Source organism: Bacillus sp. SW14 (genome assembly GCF_047608225.1).
GTDB classification, from domain to species: domain Bacteria; phylum Bacillota; class Bacilli; order Bacillales; family Bacillaceae; genus Bacillus; species Bacillus subtilis_G.
The window spans coordinates 1,262,049-1,285,290 of record NZ_JBLKRW010000001.1; the positions used below are offsets into that span (position 1 = coordinate 1,262,049).

A 23,242-nucleotide genomic window follows, 5' to 3' on the forward strand; every position below is an offset into this window, starting at 1 on the left:
AAAAGATGACAAAATGAAATCCCGCATTTTAATGCGGGATTTTTTATATATAAGTAAGCACACAAAAACAAGGCTCAGAAGGTTCTTCGCCTTGTATCTATCAGGCAGCTCTCAGGCGGCCCTATGTAATTTTCAATGTTTATGATGTAATCTTTACTTTCTTTCTTGTTGTCTCCCACTTGCCACGGCTTGGACTATGAACAAGATCATTATATGCCAACACATTTAAGTCTCTTTGAATTGTTCTAGGTGTAATGCCGAATTCGTCAACCAGTTCCTGTGTTGTCACAAGGCCTTTTTCTTGGATAAACATGTAAACTGATTTAATTCGAGTTAGCATACGGTTTGTTGAAGGTTTCAAAAAACCACTCCCTATCATAAGATCGGATGGACTTGACTAACCACAACTCACGACTATCAACTGCGTACGAAATAGCAACAAAGGCAGACATTTTATATTATAGTTTTTAGATAATTCGCCCTCATTATACACGATATCGCAGTGATGAATCTAGGGATAACTCCTATTAATTTTTTCCAATTTGAGCTGTGCAGCCATCCTTGTTGGATTACTATGTATTTCGGCACAATATTATTATGGTTAAAGAAACTTTTTTTATTCTGTTTCGTAGTAAATTTTGGAGGAGGAGTGAGATTTGGCAAAAATGCTTGAGGCTTCAATAGAACAGGCGGGGTATACGAGCCGAAAAAAAGTGCTCACCGATGTTTTTCTGGAAGTCGGAAAAGGGGAGATAGTCGGGCTGATCGGAGCAAACGGCGCCGGGAAAAGCACCGCAATCAAGGCGATACTCGGCCTCTCAGAAGACTTTAAAGGCCATATTGCTTGGAATGACTCTTCATTTGCCTACATTCCGGAGCACCCGTCCTTTTACGAAGAACTGACGCTGTGGGAGCATTTGGATCTGGTCAGCACGCTGCACGGTATTGATGAGCGTGAATTTGCGCCTCGGGCAGAAAGCCTGCTGCAGACATTTTCGCTTGATCACGTTATGCATGAGCTGCCAATCACCTTTTCAAAAGGCATGCAGCAAAAACTGATGCTTATCCAAGCTTTTCTCTCTAAGCCGGATATGTATGTGATTGATGAACCATTTATTGGCCTTGATCCGATATCAACGAAACGTTTTGTGGACATGCTTAAGGATGAAAAACAAAGGGGAGCCGGCATTCTCATGTGCACACATGTACTCGATACCGCAGAAAAAATCTGCGACCGGTTTTACATGATTGAGAAAGGTTCTTTGTTTCTCCAGGGCACGTTACAAGATATTCAGGAACAGACCGGATCAGAGGGGCAGTCATTGCTTGACTGTTTTTATAAGGCGGTCCAAGGTGACCGGCCATGAACGGGCGATCGCTCTTTTTTCGCAGGCTGTTTGACTATTACAGGTATCAGTTTAAAGTATTGCATGCGGTCATTGACTGGACAGTCGCTCTCTACATTGTTTTGCCGGCGCTTGCTTTTGTCATCTATCAGTATATCGATTTGATGAACGGAAGAGGCCTTTTTTATGAGTGGTCTGAGGTGATGGAATGGAGATGGCTGTACGCCGTGTGTGTGCTGATCGTGTGCACAGGCTCGATCCATACGTTTTTAATGGAAGCGGACAACGTGTTTTTGCTGCAAAAGAAAGAGCTGATCTACCAGCTAAAACGGTACGCGCTGGTGTATTCTTTTTTGGTCACGCTCGGCAAATGGCTGCTGCTCTTTTTTATTGTTCTTCCCTTTATCAGTCATTCTGTTCACATCACCTTGGCAGAAAGCGCGGCTTTATTATGTTATCTGTTTGGCCTTCATATGTTCTTCTTATCCTTAAAGCAAGACAGAATCAGAAAGCCGCGTTCCATTTCGGGGCGTGTTGCTGAAATTCTTGTCAGAGCCGTTCTTTTTGCTGGTTCTGCTGGCCTAATCATTTTCACTGAGTGGGGGTTGCTTGCGCTTTTTGGCATTTTGTTTTTCATTTTCGTATTCGTCCGCAGTTTGAAAAAGACAGCTTCGTTCTCGGCTTTTGAAGCAGAGGTGACTGAAGAGAAAAAAAGCAGGCTGGCGCTTGCCGGGCTTGTGATGATGATGAGCCAGGAGGCGGGAATGCCGAAAGTGAAAGACAGGATGAGAAGAAAACCATTATTATTCCGGAATTCAAGAAGGATATTTAAAAAAAGAACAATCTACACAGGCTATAAGGAATTGTTTTTCAAAGTTTTGCTGAGGAATGGCGAGTATATAAGACGGATGTGTATGCTGTTGTCAGCTTTCGCCGTTCTAATCTTTGTCTCCCCGATCTGGCTGAAGCTGATTGCGCTCTTGGTATATATAGGTGTTTGCCGTTATATCCTTACGCTTATCTTTGACAAAGTGATGGATGCGCCTATTTTAATTGGCGCCGATAAGGAAAGTGATGAGTATTACCGGGCCAGAAAAAGCTGTATCAACACCCTGCACTATCCATTTGCCGCATGCTGTTTTTTAGCGGCTGCTGTCTCTTTATTGTTTACATAAAAAACCCAAACGGCTGACGTTTGGGTTTTCTGTATGTGCTATAAAATAAACAGCTGGATGAAAAACAGAATAGCGAAAACGATAACGAGCGGATGAATCTCTTTCCATTTTCCCCGCGCTGCTTTTACAATCGGATACGAAATAAAGCCAAGCGCGATTCCTGTAGAAATGCTGGATGTCAAAGGCATCGACAGAATGACGAGAAACGCAGGGAATGCCTCGTCCATCTCTTTCCAGTTCATATTGGACACCGAGCGCATCATCAGGCTGCCGACGATAATTAAAGCAGGAGAGGTGATGGCGGCTATGCCGGATAAGGCACTGACAAGCGGACTGAAAAACATTGAAACCGCAAACAGCACCGCAACAGTCAAAGCTGTAAGCCCCGTTCTTCCCCCGGCTGCGACACCAGCGGATGACTCGATAAATGCCGTCGTTGGACTTGTGCCGAAAACCGCTCCTACTGTTGTCGCAGTTGAATCAGCCAGCAGCGCTTTTCGCACGTTCGGCAGCTTGTTATTTTTCATCAGCCCGGCTTGCTCAGCAACACCGATCATCGTGCCTGTTGTATCAAATATCGTGACCAGAAGAAAAGAAAAGACAACAGCGTACAGGCCGTGATGTACAACATCGCCAAAAGCGGAAAACGGATTTGAAATGATCAGGCCGTCTGGCAAATGAGGAAGCGACATTAACCCCTTCGGTAAATGCAGCTGGCCGGTAAAAAAGGCGATCAAAGCGGTCGCTGCCATTCCGATAAATAAGGCACCGCTTACGTTCAGGACCATCAAGACCACACTGATCAAAAGCCCGATCAGCGTTAAAATCACACCAGGTGAATGCAAATCGCCGAGAGTAACCAAGTTTGACTCATCAGCTGCCACAATTCCCGCCTGCCGCAAACCGATAAAAGCGATAAACAGCCCGATGCCTGTTGTGATTCCGTATTTTAAATTGTTTGGAATCGCCTCAATAAGTTGTTTTCTTAAAGGCGTTAACGATAGAATAATGAAGAGAACCCCTGCTGTAAATACGGCGCTGAAAGCTGTCGCGTATGTGATGCCGCCATCGCTGGCGCTTACGACATGAAAGGCTAAATAAGCGTTCAAGCCCATGCCGGGCGCAATAGCAATCGGATAATTTGCTGCCAGGGCCATCCACAGCGTTCCGACAATGGAGGCAATAATCGTTGCGGTGAAAACCTGGTCGAAAGGAACCCCGGCGTTAGCCAGAATGACCGGATTGACCACGACGATATAGACCATTGTGAAAAAGGTCGTCAGCCCTGCTATGATTTCTTGCTTTATGGATGTTTTCTGCTCTTTTAGATGAAACATAGTATCCTCCAATTACGAACGTTTTAACAAAACACCATTAATATTATTCGTTTTATTTGGTTTTTGCAAGTGATTTCTTGCGGAAAGGGGAACGTTATGAACTGGGAAGTTGAAGTGATCAGAAGAAAAGAGGATTTAATTCGTGATACCCAGGAATTTTTGAGAATCAACAGTGTAATGGATGAAACAACCGCAGTGACCGGCAAACCGTTTGGAGAAGGAGTAAACGCCAGCCTGACTTCCTTGCTGGAGCTTGGAGAAAAAGAAGGCTTTACAACAAAAAATCTTGACGGCTTCGCAGGTCATATTGAATGGGGCGAGGGCGATGACATTGTCGGCGTACTATGCCATGTTGACGTCGTGCCGCCCGGAGACGGCTGGACGAGTGATCCGTTTTCAGCTGATATCCGTAACGGACGGATTTATGCAAGGGGGGCCATTGATGACAAAGGTCCGACAATGGCCGCATTCTACGCGCTGAAAATCGTGAAAGACATGAATCTGCCGCTGTCCAAGCGCGTCAGAATTATTATCGGAACAGATGAAGAAAGCGATTGGAGATGTGTAGAGCATTATTTCAAGCATGAAGAAATGCCGACACTGGGATTTGCCCCTGACGCCGATTTTCCGATTATTAACGCGGAAAAAGGGATCATTGATGCGTCTTTACTTATCCCGCCCCACTCAAACCAAACCGATTCTGAGGCAATGCTTGTCTCAATTCAGTCGGGCCTTCGCCTGAACATGGTGCCTGACGCTGCGGAAGCTGTCATTGAAGGGCCGAAACAAGAAGAGATTCTTGCTTCGTTTAAAGACATGCTTCGCACGACGGATCAAAAAGGGGAAGCTGACATCAATAACGGACAGCTCATTTTGCGTATGTACGGGCTTTCCTGCCATGCGATGGAACCGAACAATGGAATCAATGCCGGCATTTTGTTGTGTGAATTTCTGCAGCAGGCTGAGCTTGACGAAGCAGGACAGCGATTTGTGCAAGTCGTCACAGACAAGTTTTCAGGCGATACGAGAGGAAAGAAACTGAATATTGATTGTGAAGATGACATTAGCGGCGAGCTGACATTAAATGTGGGAACACTCCGCTATACGGAAGGGCAAGGAGGCGAACTCGGGATCAATATCCGCTATCCTGTGACCGCGGAAAGCAAAGTGATCCGCGATGCATTCGAAAGCGCATCTGAATTTGAGCTGGGAGAATTCAAAGACAGCAAGCCGCATCATGTGTCAGCAGACCATCCGTTAGTCAAAACCCTGCAAAAGGTTTATGAAGGCCAGCTGGGCAGAAAAGCTGATTTAATCTCAATCGGCGGGGGGACTTATGCCAGATCTTTAAAAGCAGGTGTCGCGTTCGGCCCGCTCTTCCCCGGACGTCCTGACAGCGCACACCAAAAGGATGAATATATTGAAATCGATGATTTGCTGAGATCGACAGCGTTATATGCGCAGGCGATCTACGAACTTGCAAAATAAAAGGACGGGCTTTTTCTGAAGCCCGTCCTTTTTTAAACAAATGACCATAAATCAGTTGATAAATACCGTTCTCCCGTATCGGCTGTCATACAGACCACGACTTGGTCAGGAGAGAGGCGTTTCGCTGTTTCGATTGCCGCGAAACAGGCAGCACCTGATGAGGGCCCGACAAGAATTCCTTCTTCTGCAGCAAGGCGTCTTGTCGTCGTGTAGGCGTCTTCATCAGATATTTTGATAATTTCGTCATAGACGTCTTGATTTAAAATCGGAGGAATAAAGCCTGGGCTCGTCCCTACAAGCTTATGTGCGCCGGGTTTTCCTCCGGATAATACAGGCGAACCCGCGGGCTCGACAACATGAACCGTGATATCCGGGAAAAGCTCTTTGAGCGCTTCACCTGTTCCGGTAATGGTTCCTCCCGTTCCGGAAGAGGCGACAAAAGCGCCGAGCGGCTTTCCGATTTCCTCTATTGCCCGGGCAATTTCAGGCGCCGTTGTTTTTCGGTGCGCGTCAGGATTTGCGGTGTTATCGAACTGCATTGGGATATAGCTGTTCGGAATTTGTTCGGCAAGCTCCTTCGCTTTTTTGATGCTGCCCGGCATTCTTTCCACTCCGGGTGTTAATACAACCTCTGCGCCGTAAGCTTTAAGAAGGTTGATCCGTTCCTTCGTCATCGTATCAGGCATGACTAAGATCGCTTTATAGCCGCGCGCGGCCGCATTCATGGCGAGTCCGATTCCGGTATTTCCGCTTGTCGGCTCGATAATCACTGATCCCGGTTTGAGCAAACCGTTTTGTTCTGCTTCTATCATCATATGATAAGCAGCTCTGTCTTTCACACTGCCGCTCGGATTGAAAAATTCAAGCTTTAAATAGACTTGTGCCGCGTTTTCCGGCTGAAGCCGATTCAATCTCACAAGCGGTGTATTTCCAATCAGATCAGCTGTATTTTCAACGATTTTCAACATTGTCATTCCTTTCTGAATAAAACAAGTGTCGTATAATATCCTAACATAATAAACGTTTGTGCGAGAGTGTTTTCATACACTGTTCCTCTATCCGCACAGCCTCTTTATTGATAAAATAATAGCTGTTACTGAAGGGAGTGTCAGACGGATGCCAGATATACGGCCTCATTATTTCATCGGCGTTCCCATTCCTGAAGGAATTGCGAATCCGATTGACCAGGCTGCGAAAAACGAGCCGGTTTTAACGTTTCAAAAATGGGTGCACCCGCTTGACTATCATATCACGTTGATTTTTCTCGGAGCGGCGGATGAGACACAAATCCAGCAGCTTGAAGGCTCGCTAGCTGCGATTGCTTCAGAAACCGATCCGTTTCCGATTGAGTTTGGCAAAATTGATGTATTCGGCGACCGCAGAAGGCCGCGTGTTTTACACCTCGAGCCAAAGAAAAACAAAACACTTGAAATGCTGCGGGAACATACAAAACAGGCTGTTCTTCAAGCCGGCTTTCAAGTGGAAAAGAGACCGTACCACCCTCATATGACGCTGGCCAGAAAATGGACAGGCGAAGAAGGATTTCCGGCACATGTCCCGTTTGAAAGCGGCGAGGTTTCGATGATGGCTGAACGATTCTCGCTTTTTCAAATACACTTGAATCAATCACCAAAGTATGAGGAACTATTCAAATTTCATTTAACTTAATTCATTGCGGAGTGGAGAAACAAACATGGCACAAATCATCAAAATTCATGATTATATATCAAGATATGAGCTTGATCCGTACCATTATATAAACCAGTTTGTACGGCTGAAAAAAGAGCGCTGGCTTTCACTATTAGAGGCAGCGGAGCGCCAGCATGAAGAAAAACAAGCCAGTGCCGAAGAGCCGGAACCGGTGCAGAAACGAAAAAAATTTTCTTTGAAAAGAAGAAAAGAAGAGATAAAAGCCGATATACAAGAAGAGAGACACCAATGGTTTGAGGAAGAAGACAATTTACATGTAAGGCTGCCGAAGAGCAGGATGGCGCTTGCTTCCTTTTATAAAAGACATTTATATGAATTTCAGCTCAAATGGGCTAGCTCTACTCTTGCAGAAATATCCCATCTCTCAAACCAGGTGAAGCAGGACCGCATTTTGCGTTATCTGACCCAGCAGCTGCCTGATTCTTATTTCGTTATGTATAAGCCTGTGCTGAAAATTCAGCAGGCGGCGGTTGAATTAAGCATTGTGATTATTTCTCCCCTTGAGATTTATTGCGTTTCTTTCTTAGAGGCGGAGGAAGACAGTGTGTACATAGGGTCTAAAAATCGTTTTTGGGAGAAGAAAACAGCTTCTCAGACTGCATCAGTGTTAAATCCGGGGCTGAGCCTGTTTCGTACGGAATCCGTTGTCTCAAAGATCATAAAGGAAAAACAGGCTGATATTCCGGTTCGAAAATTGCTTCTGAGCAGAACGTCGTACATCGATTATCCGGAGCCGCCATACGGCTTAGAAATAGCGGATAAGCGGGGCGCGGAAGAATGGATTGAGCGGCAGAAGAAAAACACTGCCCCGATTAAACATCATCAGGTAAAGGCTGCAAAGGCTCTGCTGTCTTACTGCATGTCTGACTCCTATCGCAGACAAGAGTGGCTGGAGTGAAAGAGAACGATATGAGCGGTTTTCTCATAACATAAGCAGGTGAGAAAGATGAGCCATTGGTTTTTTATTATTAATCCGACAGCAGGCCGCCGAAACGGCCTGCGTGTTTGGAAGTCCATTCAAAAGGAACTGATCAAACGCAAGGTTGAGCATCGTTCATTTTTAACTGAACATCCGGGGCACGCCGAGGTGCTCGCCAGGCAGATTTCAACGATACAGGAATATAAGCTGAAGCGGCTGATTGTCATTGGCGGAGACGGAACTATGCATGAAGTTGTCAACGGGCTGAAAGATGTTGACGATATTGAACTGAGCTTTGTGCCGGCGGGCGCGTATAATGATTTTTCGCGGGGATTCTCTATCAAAAAAATGGATCTGATGCACGAAATCAGGAAGCAGAAGCGCCCGTTAACCCGATCCTTTCATTTAGGGAGCGTCAATTTCTTTCAGGATAAATCGCAGGTTCTTTATTTTATGAATCATATCGGGATCGGGTTTGACGCATATGTCAATAAAAAGGCGCTGGAATTTCCGTTAAGACGGGTTTTTCTTTTTTTGCGCCTTCGATTTCTTGTTTATCCGCTTTCCCATTTGCGCGCCTCCGCCACCTTTAAGCCGTTTTCGTTAGCCTGTACAGTTCAAGGAGAAACACAAGAATTTCATGATGTCTGGTTTGCGGTCGTATCCAACCACCCATTCTACAGGGGCGGCATGAAGGCGGCACCTCTTGCAAATCCGCGCGAAAAAGCGTTTGATATCGTGATCGTTGAAAATCAGCCGTTTTTAAAAAAATATTGGCTATTATGTCTGATGGCATTTGGTAAGCATATCAAAATGGACGGCGTTACGATGTTTAAAGCAAAGGACATTACGTTTTACACGAAGGACAAAATTCCGTTTCATGCTGACGGAGAAATCATGGGCACCACCCCGTTTCGTTTGGCATCGAGTCCTTCACCCCTAAGGATCAAAACTTAAAACGTGTTTGGAGGAGAGAGCTTCCGATGGTCAGCATCCGCCGCAGCTTCGAAGCGTATGTCGATGACATGAATATCATTACCGTTCTAATTCCTGCTGAACAAAAAGGCATCATGAAACCGCCTTTTCGGCTTGAGACAGAAACAACAGATATTCCTCTGGCTGTCAGAGAGGAATATCCGCTTGAAGGAAAATACAAGTATGTCTGCGTATCCGACCGTCCAGTGACTCTCGGAACAACACATGCTGTGAGAGCGTCCAGCGGCGACAAAACGGATCTCCAAATAGGCGCGGTCATCCGGACGGACGCGTTTGATGATGCATTTTATTATGACGGAGAGCTGGGGGCTGTTTATACTGCGGATTATACTGAATTTAAAGTATGGGCGCCTGCCGCAGCCTCAGCTGCTGTCAAGCTTTCTCATCCTGAAAAAAACGGGCGCACCTTCCAAATGATTCGGATGGAAAAAGGCGTTTATACCGTTACGGTCACCGGCGACCTCCACGGATATGAGTATGTGTTCTGCATCTGCAACAATTCAGAATGGACGGAAACCGTTGATCCGTATGCAAAGGCCGTGACGGTAAATGGAGAGAAGGGCGTCGTCCTGCGCCCGGAGGAGATAAAATGGGCTGATTCGGCCGAACCATTCTCAAACCCTGTGGATGCCGTGATCTATGAGATGCACATCCGCGACTTTTCCATCCATGTAAACAGCGGCATGAAAAACAAGGGGAGATACTTAGCGCTGACGGAAACAGAAGCGCAAACCGCAAATGGCTGTTCTTCCGGACTGGCGTATGTAAAAGAGCTCGGCGTTACACATGTAGAGCTTCTGCCGGTGAATGATTTTGCCGGAGTTGATGAAGAGAAGCCGCTTGATGCTTACAATTGGGGGTATAACCCGCTCCATTTCTTTGCCCCGGAGGGAAGCTATGCCTCAAACCCTCATGATCCTCAAACAAGAAAAACAGAGCTAAAACATATGGTCAACACCCTTCACCAGCATGGCCTGCGAGTCATTCTGGATGTCGTCTTTAACCACGTGTATGAACGGGAGAAGTCATCGTTTGAAAAGACAGTGCCCGGTTATTTTTTTCGGCATGACGAATTTGGGATGCCGTCAAACGGCACCGGTGTTGGAAATGACATCGCCTCAGAAAGGCGGATGGCTAGAAAATTCATCGCGGATTGCGTCATCTACTGGATTGAGGAATACGATGCCGACGGCTTCCGCTTTGATCTGCTCGGTATTTTAGATATTGACACCGTGCTTTACATCAAAGAACAAGCAACTGCGGTAAAGCCCGGAATCCTGCTTTTTGGGGAAGGCTGGGATTTGGCGACACCGCTGCCGCATGAACAGAAAGCGACCTTGGCGAACGCTTCAAAAATGCCGGGCATCGGCTTTTTCAATGATACGTTTCGTGATGCTGTGAAAGGGAACACCTTTCACCTTACGGCAGCGGGCTTTGCGCTCGGCGGCGGTGAAGCAGCGAAAGCCGTTATGCACGGAATTGCCGGGTCTTCGGGATGGAAGGCATTTGCACCAATTGTTCCTGAACCCAGCCAGTCCATCAATTATGTTGAGTCACACGACAATCACACTTTTTGGGATAAAATGGCCCTTGCGCTTCCTCAAGAAACTGAAAGCCTTAAGAGGAGCAGGCAAAGGCTTGCAGCCGCGGTTATCTTGCTTGCCCAAGGAGTGCCGTTCATACACAGCGGCCAGGAATTTTTCAGGACGAAGCAGGGAGTGGAAAACAGTTATCAATCCAGTGACAGCATTAACCAGCTGGATTGGGATCGCCGTGACACATTCAAAAAAGATGTTGACTATATCAGCAGGCTGATATCGCTGAGAAAAACGCATCCGGCGTTCCGTCTCAGGTCGGCTGCAGATATCCAGCGCCATCTTGAATGTTTGACGCTAAAAGAACACCTCATTGCATTCAGGCTTTCTGATCTCGGCGAGGTTGATGAATGGGAAGACATCATCGTTATCCACCACGCGAGTCCGGAAACTGTTGAATGGAAGCTGCCAAACGACAAAACGTACCGGCTTTTAAGTGATACATCAGGTTTTCGGCATGACCCGAAAGAAATCAAGAAAGCGGTTGCGGTAAACGGCATCGGAACGGTTATCTTATATTTAGCATCAGATCTTAAGAGTTTTGCTTGACGAAGTTTGTGCTATAGCGCTAAAATTTAAAGGACGGCTATTGATTAGCATATGAGACTCTCAATAGCTGTCTTTTTTATTTTCATACGATTCGTACGAAAAAGGCACTCGCTGGATAGACTAGAGACGATTAGCCTTTATTCTAAAATATTTTAAGAAATGATGGGTTGAACATTGATATGAACTGGTTGGGACAATTACTAGGTAGCGATTGGGAGATCTTCCCCGCCGGAGGAGCTACAGGAGATGCATATTATGCGAAACATAACGGGCAGCAGCTTTTTTTAAAACGTAATAGCTCACCTTTTTTAGCTGTTTTATCCGCCGAAGGCATTGTTCCGAAGCTGGTTTGGACAAAACGGATGGAAAATGGGGACGTGATTACGGCCCAGCACTGGATGACCGGCAGAGAGCTGAAGCCTAAAGATATGAGCGGACGGCCCGTTGCTGAATTGCTTCGTAAAATACACACATCAAAAGCCTTGCTGGACATGCTGAAGAGACTTGGAAAAGAACCGCTGAACCCGGGGGCTCTTCTGTCTCAGCTCAAGCAGGCTGTATTTGCTGTGCAGCAATCTTCACCGCTGATTCAAGAAGGGATCAAGTATTTAGAAGAACATCTGCATGAAGTGCATTTCGGTGAGAAAGTCGTTTGCCATTGTGATGTCAATCATAATAACTGGCTGTTGTCTGAAGACAACCAGCTGTATTTAATTGACTGGGACGGCGCCATGATCGCTGATCCGGCGATGGATCTAGGGCCTTTGCTGTACCACTACGTCGAAAAGCCAGCTTGGGAGAGCTGGCTGAGCATGTACGGCATTGAGTTAACAGAGAGCCTGCGCTTACGAATGGCTTGGTATGTGTTATCTGAAACAATCACTTTCATTGCCTGGCATAAAGCAAAAGGCAATGATAAAGAATTTCATGATGCAATGGAAGAACTGCATATTCTCATGAAACGCATCGTTGAATAATCAGGAATGCGAATTCATTTGCTCTACCCATTGAGACAGGCTGTTCTGATGCTCTTGTATGTGTGAGTCGATGGATTTCGACGATATTCCTGATTGGCTATAGCGGTAAACATCTTCCAGCACGTTTTTGAAGTTTGAATCAAGCTCGGTGTTTGCCATCAGCGATTTAATCACACGCTCAAGCTGTTCGTACTCTGCGACGGTTCCGCAGCAGTCCAATTGATGGTCAGTCAATATATCCTTTAATAAATGAACTTGATGCTCATAATGTAAACCCATAGCGGTACACATCCCTTCAGTATCATACGGGTTAAATTGTTCAAAACAGAGCGTTTTTATACATGTGAAAGGAGTGTTCCGGCAGACGGAAACCTCTTTTTTTTATATACTCAGCTTTAGCGGGCACGCTTTAAAAAACGAGCTTGCGGGTCTTTTTAATTCATGGTATGTTGTTAGTCGAAATAATAGATAGAGGTGTCAATCATATGAGAATGCGCCACAAGCCTTGGGCTGATGACTTTTTGGCTGAAAACGCACATATTGCCATCAGCAACCCTGCTGATTATAAAGGGAAATGGAACACAGTGTTTGGCAACGACAATCCGATTCATATCGAGGTTGGGACAGGAAAAGGGCAATTCATTTCTGGAATGGGCAAACAAAATCCAGACATCAATTATATTGGGATTGAGTTATTTAAAAGCGTCATCGTGACAGCCGTCCAAAAAGTAAAAGATAGCGAAGCAACGAATGTAAAGCTTCTGAATATAGATGCGGACACGCTGACGGATGTATTTGAGCCGGGTGAAGTCAATCGGGTCTACTTGAACTTTTCTGATCCTTGGCCGAAAAACCGTCATGAAAAACGCCGTCTGACGTATTCCCACTTCCTCAAAAAATATGAAGAAGTGATGGGAAAAGGCGGAGCGATTCATTTTAAAACGGACAACCGCGGCTTGTTTGAGTACTCTTTGAAAAGCTTCTCTGAATACGGCCTGCTGCTGACATATGTCAGTCTCGATTTGCATAACAGCAATCTGGAAGGCAACATTATGACAGAATATGAAGAAAAATTTTCAGCGCTTGGCCAGCCGATCTATCGGGCTGAGGTTGAATGGAGAACGTAAAACAGACTCTGACAGGAGTCTGTTTTTTTTATGGGCCGTTTGCTACCATGATGACAGGGGGGATGAAAATGAAAACAATGAAAATTGGAAATATCACGTTGACCTGGCTTGACGGAGGCGTGACACATATGGACGGAGGCGCCATGTTTGGCGTCGTTCCAAAGCCGTTATGGTCTAAAAAATATCCAGTCAATGAAAATAACCAGATTGAACTAAGGACAGACCCTATATTCATTCAAAAGGACGGGCTCAATATCATCGTCGACGCAGGAATCGGGTCCGGAAAGATGTCTGAAAAACAAAAACGAAACTATGGCGTGACACAAGAGTCGAATGTGAAACCATCATTAGCGGCACTCGGATTAACGGTTGATGATATAGACGTGATTGCTATGACACATCTTCATTTCGACCACGCATGCGGTTTAACAGAATATGAAGGAGAACAGCTCGTCTCTGTCTTTCCGAATGCAGTGATTTATGCATCGGCTGTTGAATGGAATGAAATGCGCCATCCGAATATCAGATCGAAAAATACGTATTGGAAAGAAAACTGGGAGGCTATTGCCGGCCAAGTCAAAACCTTTGAAGACACCTTAACGATCACAGAGGGGATTACAATGCATCATACCGGGGGACATAGTGACGGACACAGTGTGCTAATATGCGAGGATGCGGGTGAAACCGCCGTACATATGGCAGATTTAATGCCGACACACGCCCACCGCAATCCGCTATGGGTGCTGGCTTATGATGATTATCCAATGACCTCTATACCGCAAAAGCAGAAATGGCAGGCATTTGCGGCGGAAAAAGACGCTTGGTTTATTTTTTACCATGACGCCCAGTATCACGCGCTGAAATGGGATGAGGATGGAAGCATCAAAGATGCAGTCAAGCGCAAGAAGCCATAGCATATTTTAATGTTTGCCCTGCATGTTTTCCGGCTAATAATGCAAACCTAGTACTAATTATGCTCAGAAAGGAAGAGGCAGGGTGAAACAATTCAAAGTAACAAACGAAGGAGACATTCAAACAACGTTAAGAGGCCTTGAAGTACTCTCTGTTCCTTTTTTGAACAAAGGTGTTGCTTTTACTGAGGAAGAAAGAAAAGAACTAGGTTTAAAAGGCTTTCTGCCGCCAAAGGTATTAACGATTGAAGATCAAGCGAAAAGAGCGTACGAACAATATTCCGCACAGCCTGATGATTTGAGCAAAAATGTCTATTTAACCGCGCTGCACGATCGGAACGAAACGCTGTTTTACCGACTCTTAAATGACCATTTAGGGGAAATGCTTCCCATTGTCTATACTCCGACAGTGGGAACGGCGATCCAGAGATACAGCCATGAATACAGAAAGCCAAGAGGGCTTTATTTGTCAATCGATGACCCGGACGGTATGAGAGAAGCATTTAAACAGTATAAAGATCAACGCGATACGATCGATTTAATTGTAGCAACTGATGCGGAAGGTATTTTAGGAATCGGAGACTGGGGTGTCGGCGGGATTGCGATTTCTATCGGCAAGCTAGCGGTTTATACGGCGGCTGCCGGCATAGATCCGAGCAGAGTGCTGGCTGTTGTTTTAGATGCGGGGACAAACCAGGAGAGCCTCTTGAACGACCCGCTTTATGTCGGCAACCAGCATTCCAGAGTGCGCGGGGAACGCTATGACCAATTTATTGACGATTATGTTGCGCTGGCGAGAGAGACATTCCCGAATGCATTGCTGCACTGGGAAGATTTCGGAGCGAAAAACGCGCGCAGCATTTTGAAACGGTATAAAGATAAGATTTGTACGTTTAATGATGATATCCAAGGTACAGGCGCTGTTTCACTGGCGGCCGTTTTATCCTGTGCAAAAGCGTCTAAAGTGCCGCTGAGAGATCACAGAGTCGTCATCTTCGGAGCGGGTACGGCAGGTATCGGGATTGCTGAACAGCTGCGCGAGGCTTTGGTGCGAGAAGGATTGAGTGAGGAAGAATCTTTCAAACGCTTCTGGTGCATAGACCGAAACGGATTGTTAACAGATGATATGGAACAGCTTTTTGATTTCCAAAAGCCATACGCACGTTCGGCTGATGAGGTCAAGGATTATCAGCGAAAGGGAGAAGGCGGAGGTATTGATCTCCTTGAAGTGGTCCGGCAGGCGAAACCGACGATTCTGATCGGGACATCAACTGTTTCAGGCGCGTTTACTGAAGAAATTGTAAAAGAAATGGCTTCACATGTGAAACGGCCGGCCATTTTGCCAATGTCGAATCCGACAGCTCTTTCTGAAGCGAAACCTCAGGATTTGATCGAATGGACAGAAGGCCGCGCGCTTGTCACGACAGGAAGCCCGTTCCCGCCAGTGGAATATAACGGCGTGACGTACCATATCGGCCAGGCAAACAACGCGCTTGTCTTCCCGGGACTTGGGCTTGGAACGATTGTCACCAAATCAAAATTAATAACCGATGGCATGTTTGAAGCATGTGCCCGGGCGATCGCAAGTATGGTCAATGTCGGAGTGCCGGGCGCGCCGATGCTGCCGAAGATAGAGGATTTGCGGACTGTATCGGCAACTGTTGCGGTGGAAGTGGCTAAAACCGCGATTAAGGAAGGCGTTGCGACGGAAGAGCCTGAAGACATCATACAGGCTGTGCAGGATGCGATGTGGTATCCGGTATATAAACCGATCCGCGCGATATCATAAAAAAGGCCGCTGCATGAGCAGCGGCTTCTATTTTATGCTTGTCCGGCGTTAGGAGGCGATTGTATCAATGACATCTACAATTTCCCCTGTTTTCGCATCCACCATGACTTCATACTGCTCTAATTCTCCGAAAGCGGATCGTGTAATGCCGGTTTTGTATACCTGTACCGTTTCTCCGTTCATATTATAAGGCTCCGGCTGGGTGTAAATCCATGATCCGTCAATCGGTCCCCGCTGCTTAAAAGCGGATTTTACAATTCGAAGCGCTTTTTCTGAAGAAATATAAGGCTTCATCACATACTGTTTCACAACGACGGCCGTACAAATGCCGAGTCCTGCTCCTAAAAGAAGATGACGCAATTTCATAATAAAGCACCTCCTGGTTGATCGTACTTTTCATTATACAGAAACCGCCAAATCCTGTTAAGCAATACGCAGCTGATGGAGCAGATTCGGTCACGGTGCTTGGAAAACTAGATTTTTTCGAATAAAATAAAGGGACTACATAGAAATGAGGGGAAAACATGAATCAAAAAACGAAAGCGCTTTTCCAAACACTGACGCAGCTTCCCGGCGCGCCGGGCAATGAGCATCAGGTTCGTGCTTTTATGAAGCAGGAGCTGGCCAAATATGCCGATGACATCGTTCAGGACAGACTGGGAAGTGTTTTCGGAGTCAGAAAGGGTGAAGAGGGCGCACCGAGAATCATGGTAGCCGGGCATATGGACGAAGTCGGCTTCATGGTAACATCCATTACAGACAACGGGCTGCTCAGATTTCAGACGCTTGGGGGCTGGTGGAGCCAGGTGCTGCTGGCGCAGCGAGTTGAAATTCAAACAGATAACGGGTCGGTTCCGGGTGTGATTTCAAGCATACCGCCTCACCTGCTGACAGATGCTCAGCGAAACCGCCCGATGGATGTCAAAAACATGATGATCGATATTGGAGCGGATGATAAGGAAGACGCTATTAAAATCGGCATAAAACCGGGACAGCAGATTGTGCCTGTGTGTCCGTTTACGACGATGGCGAATGAAAAGAAACTTTTATCAAAAGCATGGGATAACCGATATGGCTGCGGCTTGAGCATTGAACTTCTGAAGGAATTGCACGGAAAAGAACTTCCGAACACGCTCTATGCGGGTGCGACCGTTCAAGAAGAAGTAGGGCTCAGGGGCGCGCAGACGGCTTCCCATATGATTAAACCGGACTTGTTTTTCGCCCTTGACGCCAGCCCGGCAAACGATATGAGCGGAGACAAAAACGAATTTGGCCAGCTTGGAAAAGGCTTTTTGCTTCGCATTCTTGACAGAACGACAGTCATGCACCGCGGAATGAGAGAATTTGTTCTTGATATGGCGGAAACGCATGACATTCCGTATCAATATTTTGTATCCGGCGGGGGAACGGATGCGGGCAGAGTTCATATTTCGAACAGCGGCGTTCCGTCAGCGGTTATCGGAATTTGTTCACGCTACATTCATACGAACGCTTCGATCATTCATATTGATGATTATGCTGCTGCTAAAGAAATGCTCATCAAACTTGTGACAGCCTGCGATAAGCAGACGGTGGATGCGATTAAAGAAAATATGTAAGATTTTATGAAAGCTTGTTGAACGGGGCAGTAAGCCCGGCTCGACAAGCTTTTTTCTTATTCTGTTTCAAATAGATAGGAAAGGGCTTTAATGGCTTGATTCACGGTTTCAACCGTTATATTTGCTTTGTTGGAAAGCTCTTTTAAAGGATGATGGAGCGATTCCGGCCGGATGATAATCAGGGGTTTTCCTTTTGCAATCGCATATGAGGCATCCATTGCCGTATTCCACTGTTTGTATTTTTCGCCAAACAGAGCGATCACAAAGTCTGCTTTATTCATCAGGACAGCGGTTCTGAAGTTGTTCATGTCAGAGGCTTTGTCATCCTTCAAAACGGCATTTGGCTGAACGCCCACAATTTCTTCTCCGATATTGTCTGAGCGGTCATGATTCTCCATCGGGCCGACAAACGTAATCGGCAGCTTCAGTGATTTTGTTTTCTCTTTGATTTCTTCCCGCCAATTGCTGTGGATTTCTCCAGCTAAATAGACGATAAACTTCATACTGAATCCCTCCTTATGTATGTCCAGCTGTAAATTTGACCCTCATGAACACGATGTTAAACGAAACGAGCTTGATAATGCAAATAAAATATGATAATGATAATGAGAAAGCCAATCTTACATATTCATTCGTTGCATATAGGTGGTTTTGCCGCAAGCAGTTTGGTATGATCCAAATGGACGAGTATCGATAAACCAACATGTAAGAATAACAACTGGAGGGATAAGAAATGAAAAAAATTGAATCAACTCAAGAGCTGGAAAAAGCGGTAAAGGATGATTGGGCGGTATTTATGTTTTCAGCTGACTGGTGCCCTGATTGCCGTTTTGTAGAGCCTTTTCTGCCTGAACTGGAAGCGAACTTCCCTGAATTCACTTACTACTACGTAGACCGCGACAAATTCATTGATACGTGTGCAGAGTGGGAAATTTACGGAATCCCAAGCTTTGTTGTATTTAATGAAGGAAAAGAAGTGAATCGTTTTGTGAGCAAAGACCGCAAAACAAAAGAAGAAATTGAACAATTTTTAACAGACTCTCTCGCTAAAGCGTAAAGGAGGACATCGATTTGAAAATGACCTCAAGGAAGCTGTCAGATATCCTGAAACAGCGCCTTCAGCACGTGAATCGCTCCTTTCTGTTTGACAGAGAAAAAGACACCCTCCGTGTTGAGGATCAAACAACCAAAAAAGGAATTACGCTCGACCTGCCGCCGATTATTGCAAAATGGGAGCTGAAAAAAGACGAAGCCATTGATGAAATTGTGTATTACGTCTCAGAAGCAATGACGGCAATGGAAGGGAAGGCTCAGGGAATGTCCGGAAAAGAAAGCCGTATTTACCCGGTGATCCGCTCGACTTCTTTCCCGGACAAGTCCAGCGAAGATATTCCGCTCATTTATGATGATCATACCGCAGAGACAAGAATTTATTACGCGCTTGACCTCGGGAAAACCTACCGTTTAATCGATCAGCGCATGCTTGAGAAAGAAAACTGGACAAAAGAGCGGATCAGAGAGACGGCTGCATTTAATCTCCGTTCCCTGCCGGCGGTTGTCAAAGAGGATACAGTTGCGGGCAATCACTTTTATTTCTTCAGAGCAAACGACGGTTACGACGCCAGCCGGATTCTGAACGAAGCGATTTTAAATGAGTACAAGGAACGTGCAGAAGGTGAGCTGGCGATCTCTGTTCCGCATCAGGACGTTCTGATTCTTGCTGACATCCGGAATGAATCGGGGTATGATATTCTAGGGCAAATGTCGATGAGCTTCTTTGCTGGCGGCACCGTTCCCATTACAGCCCTTTCATTTTTGTACAATGAAGGAAAGCTGGAACCGGTGTTTATCCTGGCGAAAAGCCGTCCGAAAAAGGATTAGAAAGGATTTTTACTTATGAACGCATTTTATAATAATGAAGGTGTGGGAGATACGCTTCTGATCTCTCTTCAAGATGTGACACGCGAACAAATAGGCTATGAAAAACACGGCGATGTCGTTAAGATTTTTAATAACGAAACAAAGGAAACAACGGGCTTCAACATTTTCAACGCGTCTTCTTACTTGACCATTGATGAAAACGGCCCTGTTGCGCTCTCAGAAACGTTCGTGCAAGATGTAAATGAGATTCTAAACCGAAACGGCGTTGAAGAAACAGTAGTCGTTGATTTATCTCCGAAGTTTGTTGTTGGATATGTGGAATCAAAAGAAAAACATCCGAACGCGGATAAATTAAGCGTATGTAAAGTCAATGTAGGAGAAGAAACGCTTCAGATCGTCTGCGGCGCGCCTAATGTTGACCAAGGACAAAAAGTGGTCGTTGCCAAAGTCGGAGCTGTGATGCCGAGCGGACTTGTCATTAAGGATGCTGAGCTTCGCGGCGTTCCGTCAAGCGGAATGATCTGTTCAGCAAAAGAGCTCGCTTTGCCGGATGCCCCGGCTGAAAAAGGAATCCTTGTGTTAGAAGGAGACCATGAGGCGGGAGACGCATTTCAGTTTTAGACTCCCATAAATCCGCCCAAAAAAACGAATCATGTGAAAAGCCGCTAAGCCCTTGTTTAGCGGCTTTGTTTTGCTGAAAGCTTAATCTTTTCTGGGCAGACCAGCAATGGTATACTAAAAAACGTCCCATAAAACTATAAGGGAGTTAGAGATAAATTATGAGTTGGCTTCATAAATTTTTTGATTTGTTTTTAGGCGAGAGCAAAGAGGATGCTGAACGGGAAACAAAACCCGCTCAAATTCCGCAGCAACAAGAAGTACATCATTCCGAAGGACAATTAAAAAGATTGGAAGATCCTAAAATATATTATGAATATCCAAACGGCAAGTTCCGTTTTCCAGTCGTGCCTGATGGATACAACAATCATGAGCTGAGAAGGCGCCGCGCACCATCGGACAAGCCGCAATCCGCGCCCCGACCAAGCGCCGCACCGCACAAGGACCGCCCGAAAAATGAAAAAGAGCAGCATACATATCAAACATCAGAGCCGGCGAAGAAACCGTTTAAACCGACAAACATCCCTTCGCCTATATATGGATTCAATCAAAAACCATCCGTCAATAAGGATGTGCCGAAACAGCCTTCCGACGCATTGAAGGCACCGGACAAATCTGTTGAAAAAGAGAAGGTAACACTGCTGTCTGAAGAAATTGAACGTGAACGCTTCTATACAGATCCAGCTGCTGACAGAGCGGAACAGCACGTAAAAGAAGGGTCTTTCCTCCGGGATACCCAATTTGAAGAACAGCCTTCTGGTGTCTTAAACGGAAAGTCTGCAGAGTGTGATGAAGTGTTGGCGAAGAACCCAGCCGAGCCGTCAGATAACAAAGGGCCAGCTGCATCCGGCATTCAGCAGCCAGAAAAAGAGGCGTCTTTCTTCGCTGCTGAACCTGATGAAAAGCCTGAGACACTGACAAATACCGTGACCGAGAGACAAGAAGAATCGTCAGACAGCAGGGTAAACCTTGAAGACACTGAAACGGCTGAGAATCAAGAAGAACTAGCAGTAAAACAGCCTGAGAAATTAGAAGAACTTGTCTTCCAAGCTGAATATGATGAGGAACAAAAAGCACCTGAGTCTCTGACAGAGGCAGTATCTGAGGCTGAATTATCAGAAGAGCCGTCAGACAGCGCAGTAAATAATGAACGCGCAAGCGCGCCAGAAACTGCTGAGACCCCTGCTGTTCGAGAAGAGCAAATAGAAATTCAACAGGAAGAGCCTTTCTCGCATGCTGGCTATGGGCGTTCAGCATCTGAGGCTCTGACTCAAGCAGAAACAGAAGCCAAAGAATCAGAAGAGCCATCAGGCAGCATAATAGAAACTGAGGACACGAAGATAGATGTTCAGCCAGACAATCATATAGAATCGGAGCACGATGACAACATGGAACTGGGTTCCAGACCGTTTTCTGAAGCCCGTGAAAACCCGAGGGAGATCCGTGAAGAAGAGACACATGCAGCTGCAGATGAATCGCAAAAAAGGCCTGTCATGCAGGAGAAACATACTGAACAAAGCGCATCTCCTCAAAAAGGGCCGTCCGTTCCTTTTAATGTCATGATGCTGAAAAGAGATACGCACAAACAGCAAAAAGCAGAGGAGCGCCGCGGCAGCTATGTGTTTCCGAATGTTGCACTGCTTGACGTCCCGCCAGCGCAAGTTCAAGATGATACTGCGTGGATCGAAGAACAGCGCCAGCTTCTTGATTTGACCCTGAAAAATTTCAATGTCCGCGCCAATGTCGTCCATGTGACTCAGGGGCCGTCTGTCACAAGATTCGAAGTGCATCCTGAGCCAGGCGTAAAAGTGAATAAAATCACCAACTTGTCTGATGATATTAAACTCAGCCTGTCCGCAAAAGATATTCGGATCGAAGCGCCGATTCCGGGGAAAAACACGATCGGAATTGAAGTTCCGAACCGCACGAGCAAGGTGGTTGATTTACGCCAGATGATTCGCAGCTCAGCTTTCAGGACAAGCAAGTCACCGCTTACGGCAGCACTGGGATTGGATATCTCAGGAAATCCTGTCGTCATCGACTTGAAGAAAATGCCGCATGGCTTGATTGCCGGTGCTACGGGCTCGGGGAAAAGCGTATGCATCAATACAATATTAGTCAGCCTGCTGTATAAAGCTGATCCGAGTGAAGTAAAGGTGCTGCTGATTGATCCGAAAATGGTAGAGCTGGCTCCCTACAATAAAATTCCTCATCTCGTCAGCCCGGTCATCACTGACGCCAAAGCGGCTACGGCTGCTTTAAAATGGGTCGTTGAGGAAATGGAGCGGCGCTATGAGCTGTTTGCCCATTCGGGAGTCCGCGACATTGACCGGTTTAATCAATTAACTGCAGATCATCACACGGGCGAAAAGCTGCCTTATTTAGTTGTGGTTATTGATGAGCTTGCTGATTTGATGATGGTGGCTCCAAATGATGTAGAAGAGAGCATTGCGCGGATTGCCCAAAAAGCCAGAGCGTGCGGAATCCATCTGCTCGTCGCAACTCAGCGGCCGTCAGTCGATGTCATTACCGGTCTGATTAAGGCGAATATCCCGACGAGAATCGCATTTTCTGTCTCAAGCCAGGTTGATTCCCGAACAATTATTGATATAGCCGGTGCGGAAAAGCTTCTCGGAAAAGGCGATATGCTCTTTTTGGAAAACGGCTCGGGAAAACCGGTCCGCCTGCAAGGCAACTTTGTATCGGACCGCGAAATCGACCGCGTCGTTTCCCACGTCAGAAATCAAATGCCGCCAACCTATTTATTTGAACAAGAAGAGCTGGTAAGACAAGGCTCAGCCCTGAAAGAAGAGGATGAACTGTTTGACGAAGCGTGTGAGTATGTGGTTGAGCAAAACAGCGCGAGCACTTCAAGCCTGCAAAGAAGATTCAGAATCGGATACAATCGCGCGGCAAGGCTGATTGATATGATGGAAGCGGAAGGCATGATCTCTGAGGCAAAAGGAAGCAAACCTCGTGAGGTGCTGATCACAGCAAGTGATTTAATAAACGAATAATATGGGTTCATTTTCACACCAAACATGGTATGATAGTGTTTAGAGCATTTAACAGCTATGCCGCTTTACAGGAGATGCGCATAGACAAATCTTGATATCTAGGTTTAATCGGAAAGAAATAACCGGATACTGAACATAACAAAACATATAAAAATACGCCGCTAAGGGCGGCTTTTCGCCGCCGCGGTCGCAAATTGAAATGAGCGTCA

At 46.0% G+C, this 23,242-nt stretch carries 23 protein-coding genes; 17 read left to right on the top strand and 6 right to left on the bottom strand.

Annotated elements, in window-relative coordinates; genetic code table 11:
- Positions 1-139: 139 nt before the first annotated feature.
- A complete protein-coding gene (locus tag ACMX2I_RS06450) occupies positions 140-361 on the bottom strand; it encodes a DeoR family transcriptional regulator (RefSeq protein ID WP_003152337.1) in 222 nt (73 codons plus the stop codon).
- Positions 362-656: 295 nt separating this feature from the next.
- On the opposite strand from ACMX2I_RS06450, the gene ACMX2I_RS06455 reads away from it, so the two are divergent.
- Both ACMX2I_RS06455 and ACMX2I_RS06460 read left to right on the top strand, forming a co-directional pair.
- A complete protein-coding gene (locus tag ACMX2I_RS06455; protein WP_087992851.1) occupies positions 657-1,367 on the top strand; it encodes an ABC transporter ATP-binding protein in 711 nt (236 codons plus the stop codon).
- Positions 1,364-2,521 (top strand): ABC transporter permease, encoded by a 1,158-nt coding sequence (locus tag ACMX2I_RS06460; RefSeq protein ID WP_414956497.1) that lies wholly within the window; start codon positions 1,364-1,366, stop codon positions 2,519-2,521. The genes ACMX2I_RS06455 and ACMX2I_RS06460 overlap by 4 nt, the downstream gene beginning before the upstream one ends.
- Before the next feature lie 38 nt (positions 2,522-2,559).
- Here the strand turns inward: ACMX2I_RS06460 and pbuO are convergent, their stop codons facing one another.
- Positions 2,560-3,858, bottom strand: a complete 1,299-nt coding sequence (pbuO, locus tag ACMX2I_RS06465) for a hypoxanthine/guanine permease PbuO (protein ID WP_414956498.1) — start codon at positions 3,856-3,858, stop codon at positions 2,560-2,562.
- A 96-nt stretch (positions 3,859-3,954) separates the two neighbouring features.
- On the opposite strand from pbuO, the gene pepV reads away from it, so the two are divergent.
- Positions 3,955-5,346, top strand: a complete 1,392-nt coding sequence (gene pepV, locus ACMX2I_RS06470; protein WP_414956499.1) for a dipeptidase PepV — start codon at positions 3,955-3,957, stop codon at positions 5,344-5,346.
- Positions 5,347-5,378: 32 nt separating this feature from the next.
- Here pepV and cysK read toward each other — a convergent pair whose 3' ends face one another.
- The gene (gene cysK, locus ACMX2I_RS06475) at positions 5,379-6,314 is read right to left on the bottom strand and encodes a cysteine synthase A (protein ID WP_414956500.1); all 936 of its coding nucleotides are present in this window, start codon (positions 6,312-6,314) and stop codon (positions 5,379-5,381) included.
- Between the two features lie 148 nt (positions 6,315-6,462).
- On the opposite strand from cysK, the gene thpR reads away from it, so the two are divergent.
- From thpR to ACMX2I_RS06500, 5 genes are all read left to right on the top strand, one after another.
- A complete protein-coding gene (gene thpR / locus ACMX2I_RS06480) occupies positions 6,463-7,014 on the top strand; it encodes an RNA 2',3'-cyclic phosphodiesterase (RefSeq protein WP_087992846.1) in 552 nt (183 codons plus the stop codon).
- Positions 7,015-7,039: 25 nt separating this feature from the next.
- Entirely contained in the window at positions 7,040-7,954 is a 915-nt protein-coding gene (locus ACMX2I_RS06485; RefSeq protein ID WP_087992845.1) for a hypothetical protein, read from the top strand.
- 48 nt (positions 7,955-8,002) lie between these two features.
- Entirely contained in the window at positions 8,003-8,932 is a 930-nt protein-coding gene (locus ACMX2I_RS06490; RefSeq protein WP_414956501.1) for a YegS/Rv2252/BmrU family lipid kinase, read from the top strand.
- Between the two features lie 26 nt (positions 8,933-8,958).
- Positions 8,959-11,115, top strand: a complete 2,157-nt coding sequence (pulA, locus tag ACMX2I_RS06495; RefSeq protein WP_414956502.1) for a type I pullulanase — start codon at positions 8,959-8,961, stop codon at positions 11,113-11,115.
- A gap of 179 nt (positions 11,116-11,294) precedes the next feature.
- On the top strand, positions 11,295-12,092 hold the full coding sequence (locus ACMX2I_RS06500; protein ID WP_003223423.1) for a phosphotransferase family protein: 798 nt from the start codon (positions 11,295-11,297) through the stop codon (positions 12,090-12,092).
- Here ACMX2I_RS06500 and ACMX2I_RS06505 read toward each other — a convergent pair whose 3' ends face one another.
- Complete coding sequence (locus ACMX2I_RS06505) at positions 12,093-12,371, bottom strand: YtzH-like family protein (protein ID WP_394715710.1); 279 nt, start codon at positions 12,369-12,371, stop codon at positions 12,093-12,095.
- 206 nt (positions 12,372-12,577) lie between these two features.
- On the opposite strand from ACMX2I_RS06505, the gene trmB reads away from it, so the two are divergent.
- The 3 genes from trmB (at position 12,578) to ACMX2I_RS06520 (ending at position 15,919) form a co-directional block, all read left to right on the top strand.
- The gene (gene trmB / locus ACMX2I_RS06510) at positions 12,578-13,219 is read left to right on the top strand and encodes a tRNA (guanosine(46)-N7)-methyltransferase TrmB (protein ID WP_087992842.1); all 642 of its coding nucleotides are present in this window, start codon (positions 12,578-12,580) and stop codon (positions 13,217-13,219) included.
- Positions 13,220-13,287: 68 nt separating this feature from the next.
- Entirely contained in the window at positions 13,288-14,133 is an 846-nt protein-coding gene (locus tag ACMX2I_RS06515) for a YtnP family quorum-quenching lactonase (RefSeq protein WP_333562020.1), read from the top strand.
- Between the two features lie 82 nt (positions 14,134-14,215).
- Positions 14,216-15,919 (top strand): NAD-dependent malic enzyme, encoded by a 1,704-nt coding sequence (locus ACMX2I_RS06520; RefSeq protein ID WP_414956504.1) that lies wholly within the window; start codon positions 14,216-14,218, stop codon positions 15,917-15,919.
- 48 nt (positions 15,920-15,967) lie between these two features.
- Here the strand turns inward: ACMX2I_RS06520 and ACMX2I_RS06525 are convergent, their stop codons facing one another.
- Positions 15,968-16,285, bottom strand: a complete 318-nt coding sequence (locus ACMX2I_RS06525; protein WP_414956505.1) for a PepSY domain-containing protein — start codon at positions 16,283-16,285, stop codon at positions 15,968-15,970.
- A 158-nt stretch (positions 16,286-16,443) separates the two neighbouring features.
- Between ACMX2I_RS06525 and ACMX2I_RS06530 the strand changes: the two genes are divergently transcribed.
- Positions 16,444-17,517 carry a M42 family metallopeptidase gene (locus tag ACMX2I_RS06530; RefSeq protein ID WP_414956506.1) on the top strand — a complete coding sequence of 358 codons (1,074 nt, stop codon included), beginning with the start codon at positions 16,444-16,446 and terminating at the stop codon, positions 17,515-17,517.
- 56 nt (positions 17,518-17,573) lie between these two features.
- On the opposite strand, the gene ACMX2I_RS06535 is transcribed toward ACMX2I_RS06530, so the two are convergent.
- Positions 17,574-18,020: a YtoQ family protein gene (locus ACMX2I_RS06535; protein ID WP_087992838.1), complete on the bottom strand. Its 447-nt coding sequence runs from the start codon at positions 18,018-18,020 to the stop codon at positions 17,574-17,576.
- 77 nt (positions 18,021-18,097) lie between these two features.
- On the opposite strand from ACMX2I_RS06535, the gene ACMX2I_RS06540 reads away from it, so the two are divergent.
- The 5 genes from ACMX2I_RS06540 to ACMX2I_RS06560 all read left to right on the top strand — a co-directional run bounded on the left by ACMX2I_RS06540 (position 18,098) and on the right by ACMX2I_RS06560 (position 23,033).
- Positions 18,098-18,214, top strand: a complete 117-nt coding sequence (locus ACMX2I_RS06540; protein WP_141113422.1) for a hypothetical protein — start codon at positions 18,098-18,100, stop codon at positions 18,212-18,214.
- 36 nt (positions 18,215-18,250) lie between these two features.
- Positions 18,251-18,574 carry a thioredoxin family protein gene (locus ACMX2I_RS06545; RefSeq protein ID WP_003237915.1) on the top strand — a complete coding sequence of 108 codons (324 nt, stop codon included), beginning with the start codon at positions 18,251-18,253 and terminating at the stop codon, positions 18,572-18,574.
- Positions 18,575-18,588: 14 nt separating this feature from the next.
- Positions 18,589-19,398, top strand: coding sequence for a DUF1444 domain-containing protein (locus tag ACMX2I_RS06550; protein WP_414956507.1), 810 nt, complete (start codon positions 18,589-18,591; stop codon positions 19,396-19,398).
- Positions 19,399-19,413: 15 nt separating this feature from the next.
- Positions 19,414-20,019 (top strand): YtpR family tRNA-binding protein, encoded by a 606-nt coding sequence (ytpR, locus tag ACMX2I_RS06555; protein WP_148962361.1) that lies wholly within the window; start codon positions 19,414-19,416, stop codon positions 20,017-20,019.
- A gap of 158 nt (positions 20,020-20,177) precedes the next feature.
- On the top strand, positions 20,178-23,033 hold the full coding sequence (locus ACMX2I_RS06560; RefSeq protein WP_414956508.1) for a DNA translocase FtsK: 2,856 nt from the start codon (positions 20,178-20,180) through the stop codon (positions 23,031-23,033).
- Positions 23,034-23,242: the final 209 nt, after the last annotated feature.

Coding starts and splice junctions, on each gene's coding strand:
- ACMX2I_RS06530 (WP_414956506.1), top strand. CDS start 16,444: ATGAATCAAAAAACGAAAGCGCTTTTCCAAACACTGACGCAGCTTCCC.
- ytpR (WP_148962361.1), top strand. CDS start 19,414: ATGAACGCATTTTATAATAATGAAGGTGTGGGAGATACGCTTCTGATC.
- ACMX2I_RS06535 (WP_087992838.1), bottom strand. CDS start 18,020: ATGAAGTTTATCGTCTATTTAGCTGGAGAAATCCACAGCAATTGGCGG.
- thpR (WP_087992846.1), top strand. CDS start 6,463: ATGCCAGATATACGGCCTCATTATTTCATCGGCGTTCCCATTCCTGAA.
- cysK (WP_414956500.1), bottom strand. CDS start 6,314: ATGTTGAAAATCGTTGAAAATACAGCTGATCTGATTGGAAATACACCG.
- ACMX2I_RS06525 (WP_414956505.1), bottom strand. CDS start 16,285: ATGAAATTGCGTCATCTTCTTTTAGGAGCAGGACTCGGCATTTGTACG.
- ACMX2I_RS06515 (WP_333562020.1), top strand. CDS start 13,288: ATGAAAACAATGAAAATTGGAAATATCACGTTGACCTGGCTTGACGGA.
- trmB (WP_087992842.1), top strand. CDS start 12,578: ATGAGAATGCGCCACAAGCCTTGGGCTGATGACTTTTTGGCTGAAAAC.
- ACMX2I_RS06545 (WP_003237915.1), top strand. CDS start 18,251: ATGAAAAAAATTGAATCAACTCAAGAGCTGGAAAAAGCGGTAAAGGAT.
- pepV (WP_414956499.1), top strand. CDS start 3,955: ATGAACTGGGAAGTTGAAGTGATCAGAAGAAAAGAGGATTTAATTCGT.
- ACMX2I_RS06490 (WP_414956501.1), top strand. CDS start 8,003: ATGAGCCATTGGTTTTTTATTATTAATCCGACAGCAGGCCGCCGAAAC.
- ACMX2I_RS06500 (WP_003223423.1), top strand. CDS start 11,295: ATGAACTGGTTGGGACAATTACTAGGTAGCGATTGGGAGATCTTCCCC.
- ACMX2I_RS06460 (WP_414956497.1), top strand. CDS start 1,364: ATGAACGGGCGATCGCTCTTTTTTCGCAGGCTGTTTGACTATTACAGG.
- ACMX2I_RS06540 (WP_141113422.1), top strand. CDS start 18,098: ATGCAAATAAAATATGATAATGATAATGAGAAAGCCAATCTTACATAT.
- ACMX2I_RS06560 (WP_414956508.1), top strand. CDS start 20,178: ATGAGTTGGCTTCATAAATTTTTTGATTTGTTTTTAGGCGAGAGCAAA.
- ACMX2I_RS06485 (WP_087992845.1), top strand. CDS start 7,040: ATGGCACAAATCATCAAAATTCATGATTATATATCAAGATATGAGCTT.
- ACMX2I_RS06505 (WP_394715710.1), bottom strand. CDS start 12,371: ATGGGTTTACATTATGAGCATCAAGTTCATTTATTAAAGGATATATTG.
- pulA (WP_414956502.1), top strand. CDS start 8,959: ATGGTCAGCATCCGCCGCAGCTTCGAAGCGTATGTCGATGACATGAAT.
- pbuO (WP_414956498.1), bottom strand. CDS start 3,858: ATGTTTCATCTAAAAGAGCAGAAAACATCCATAAAGCAAGAAATCATA.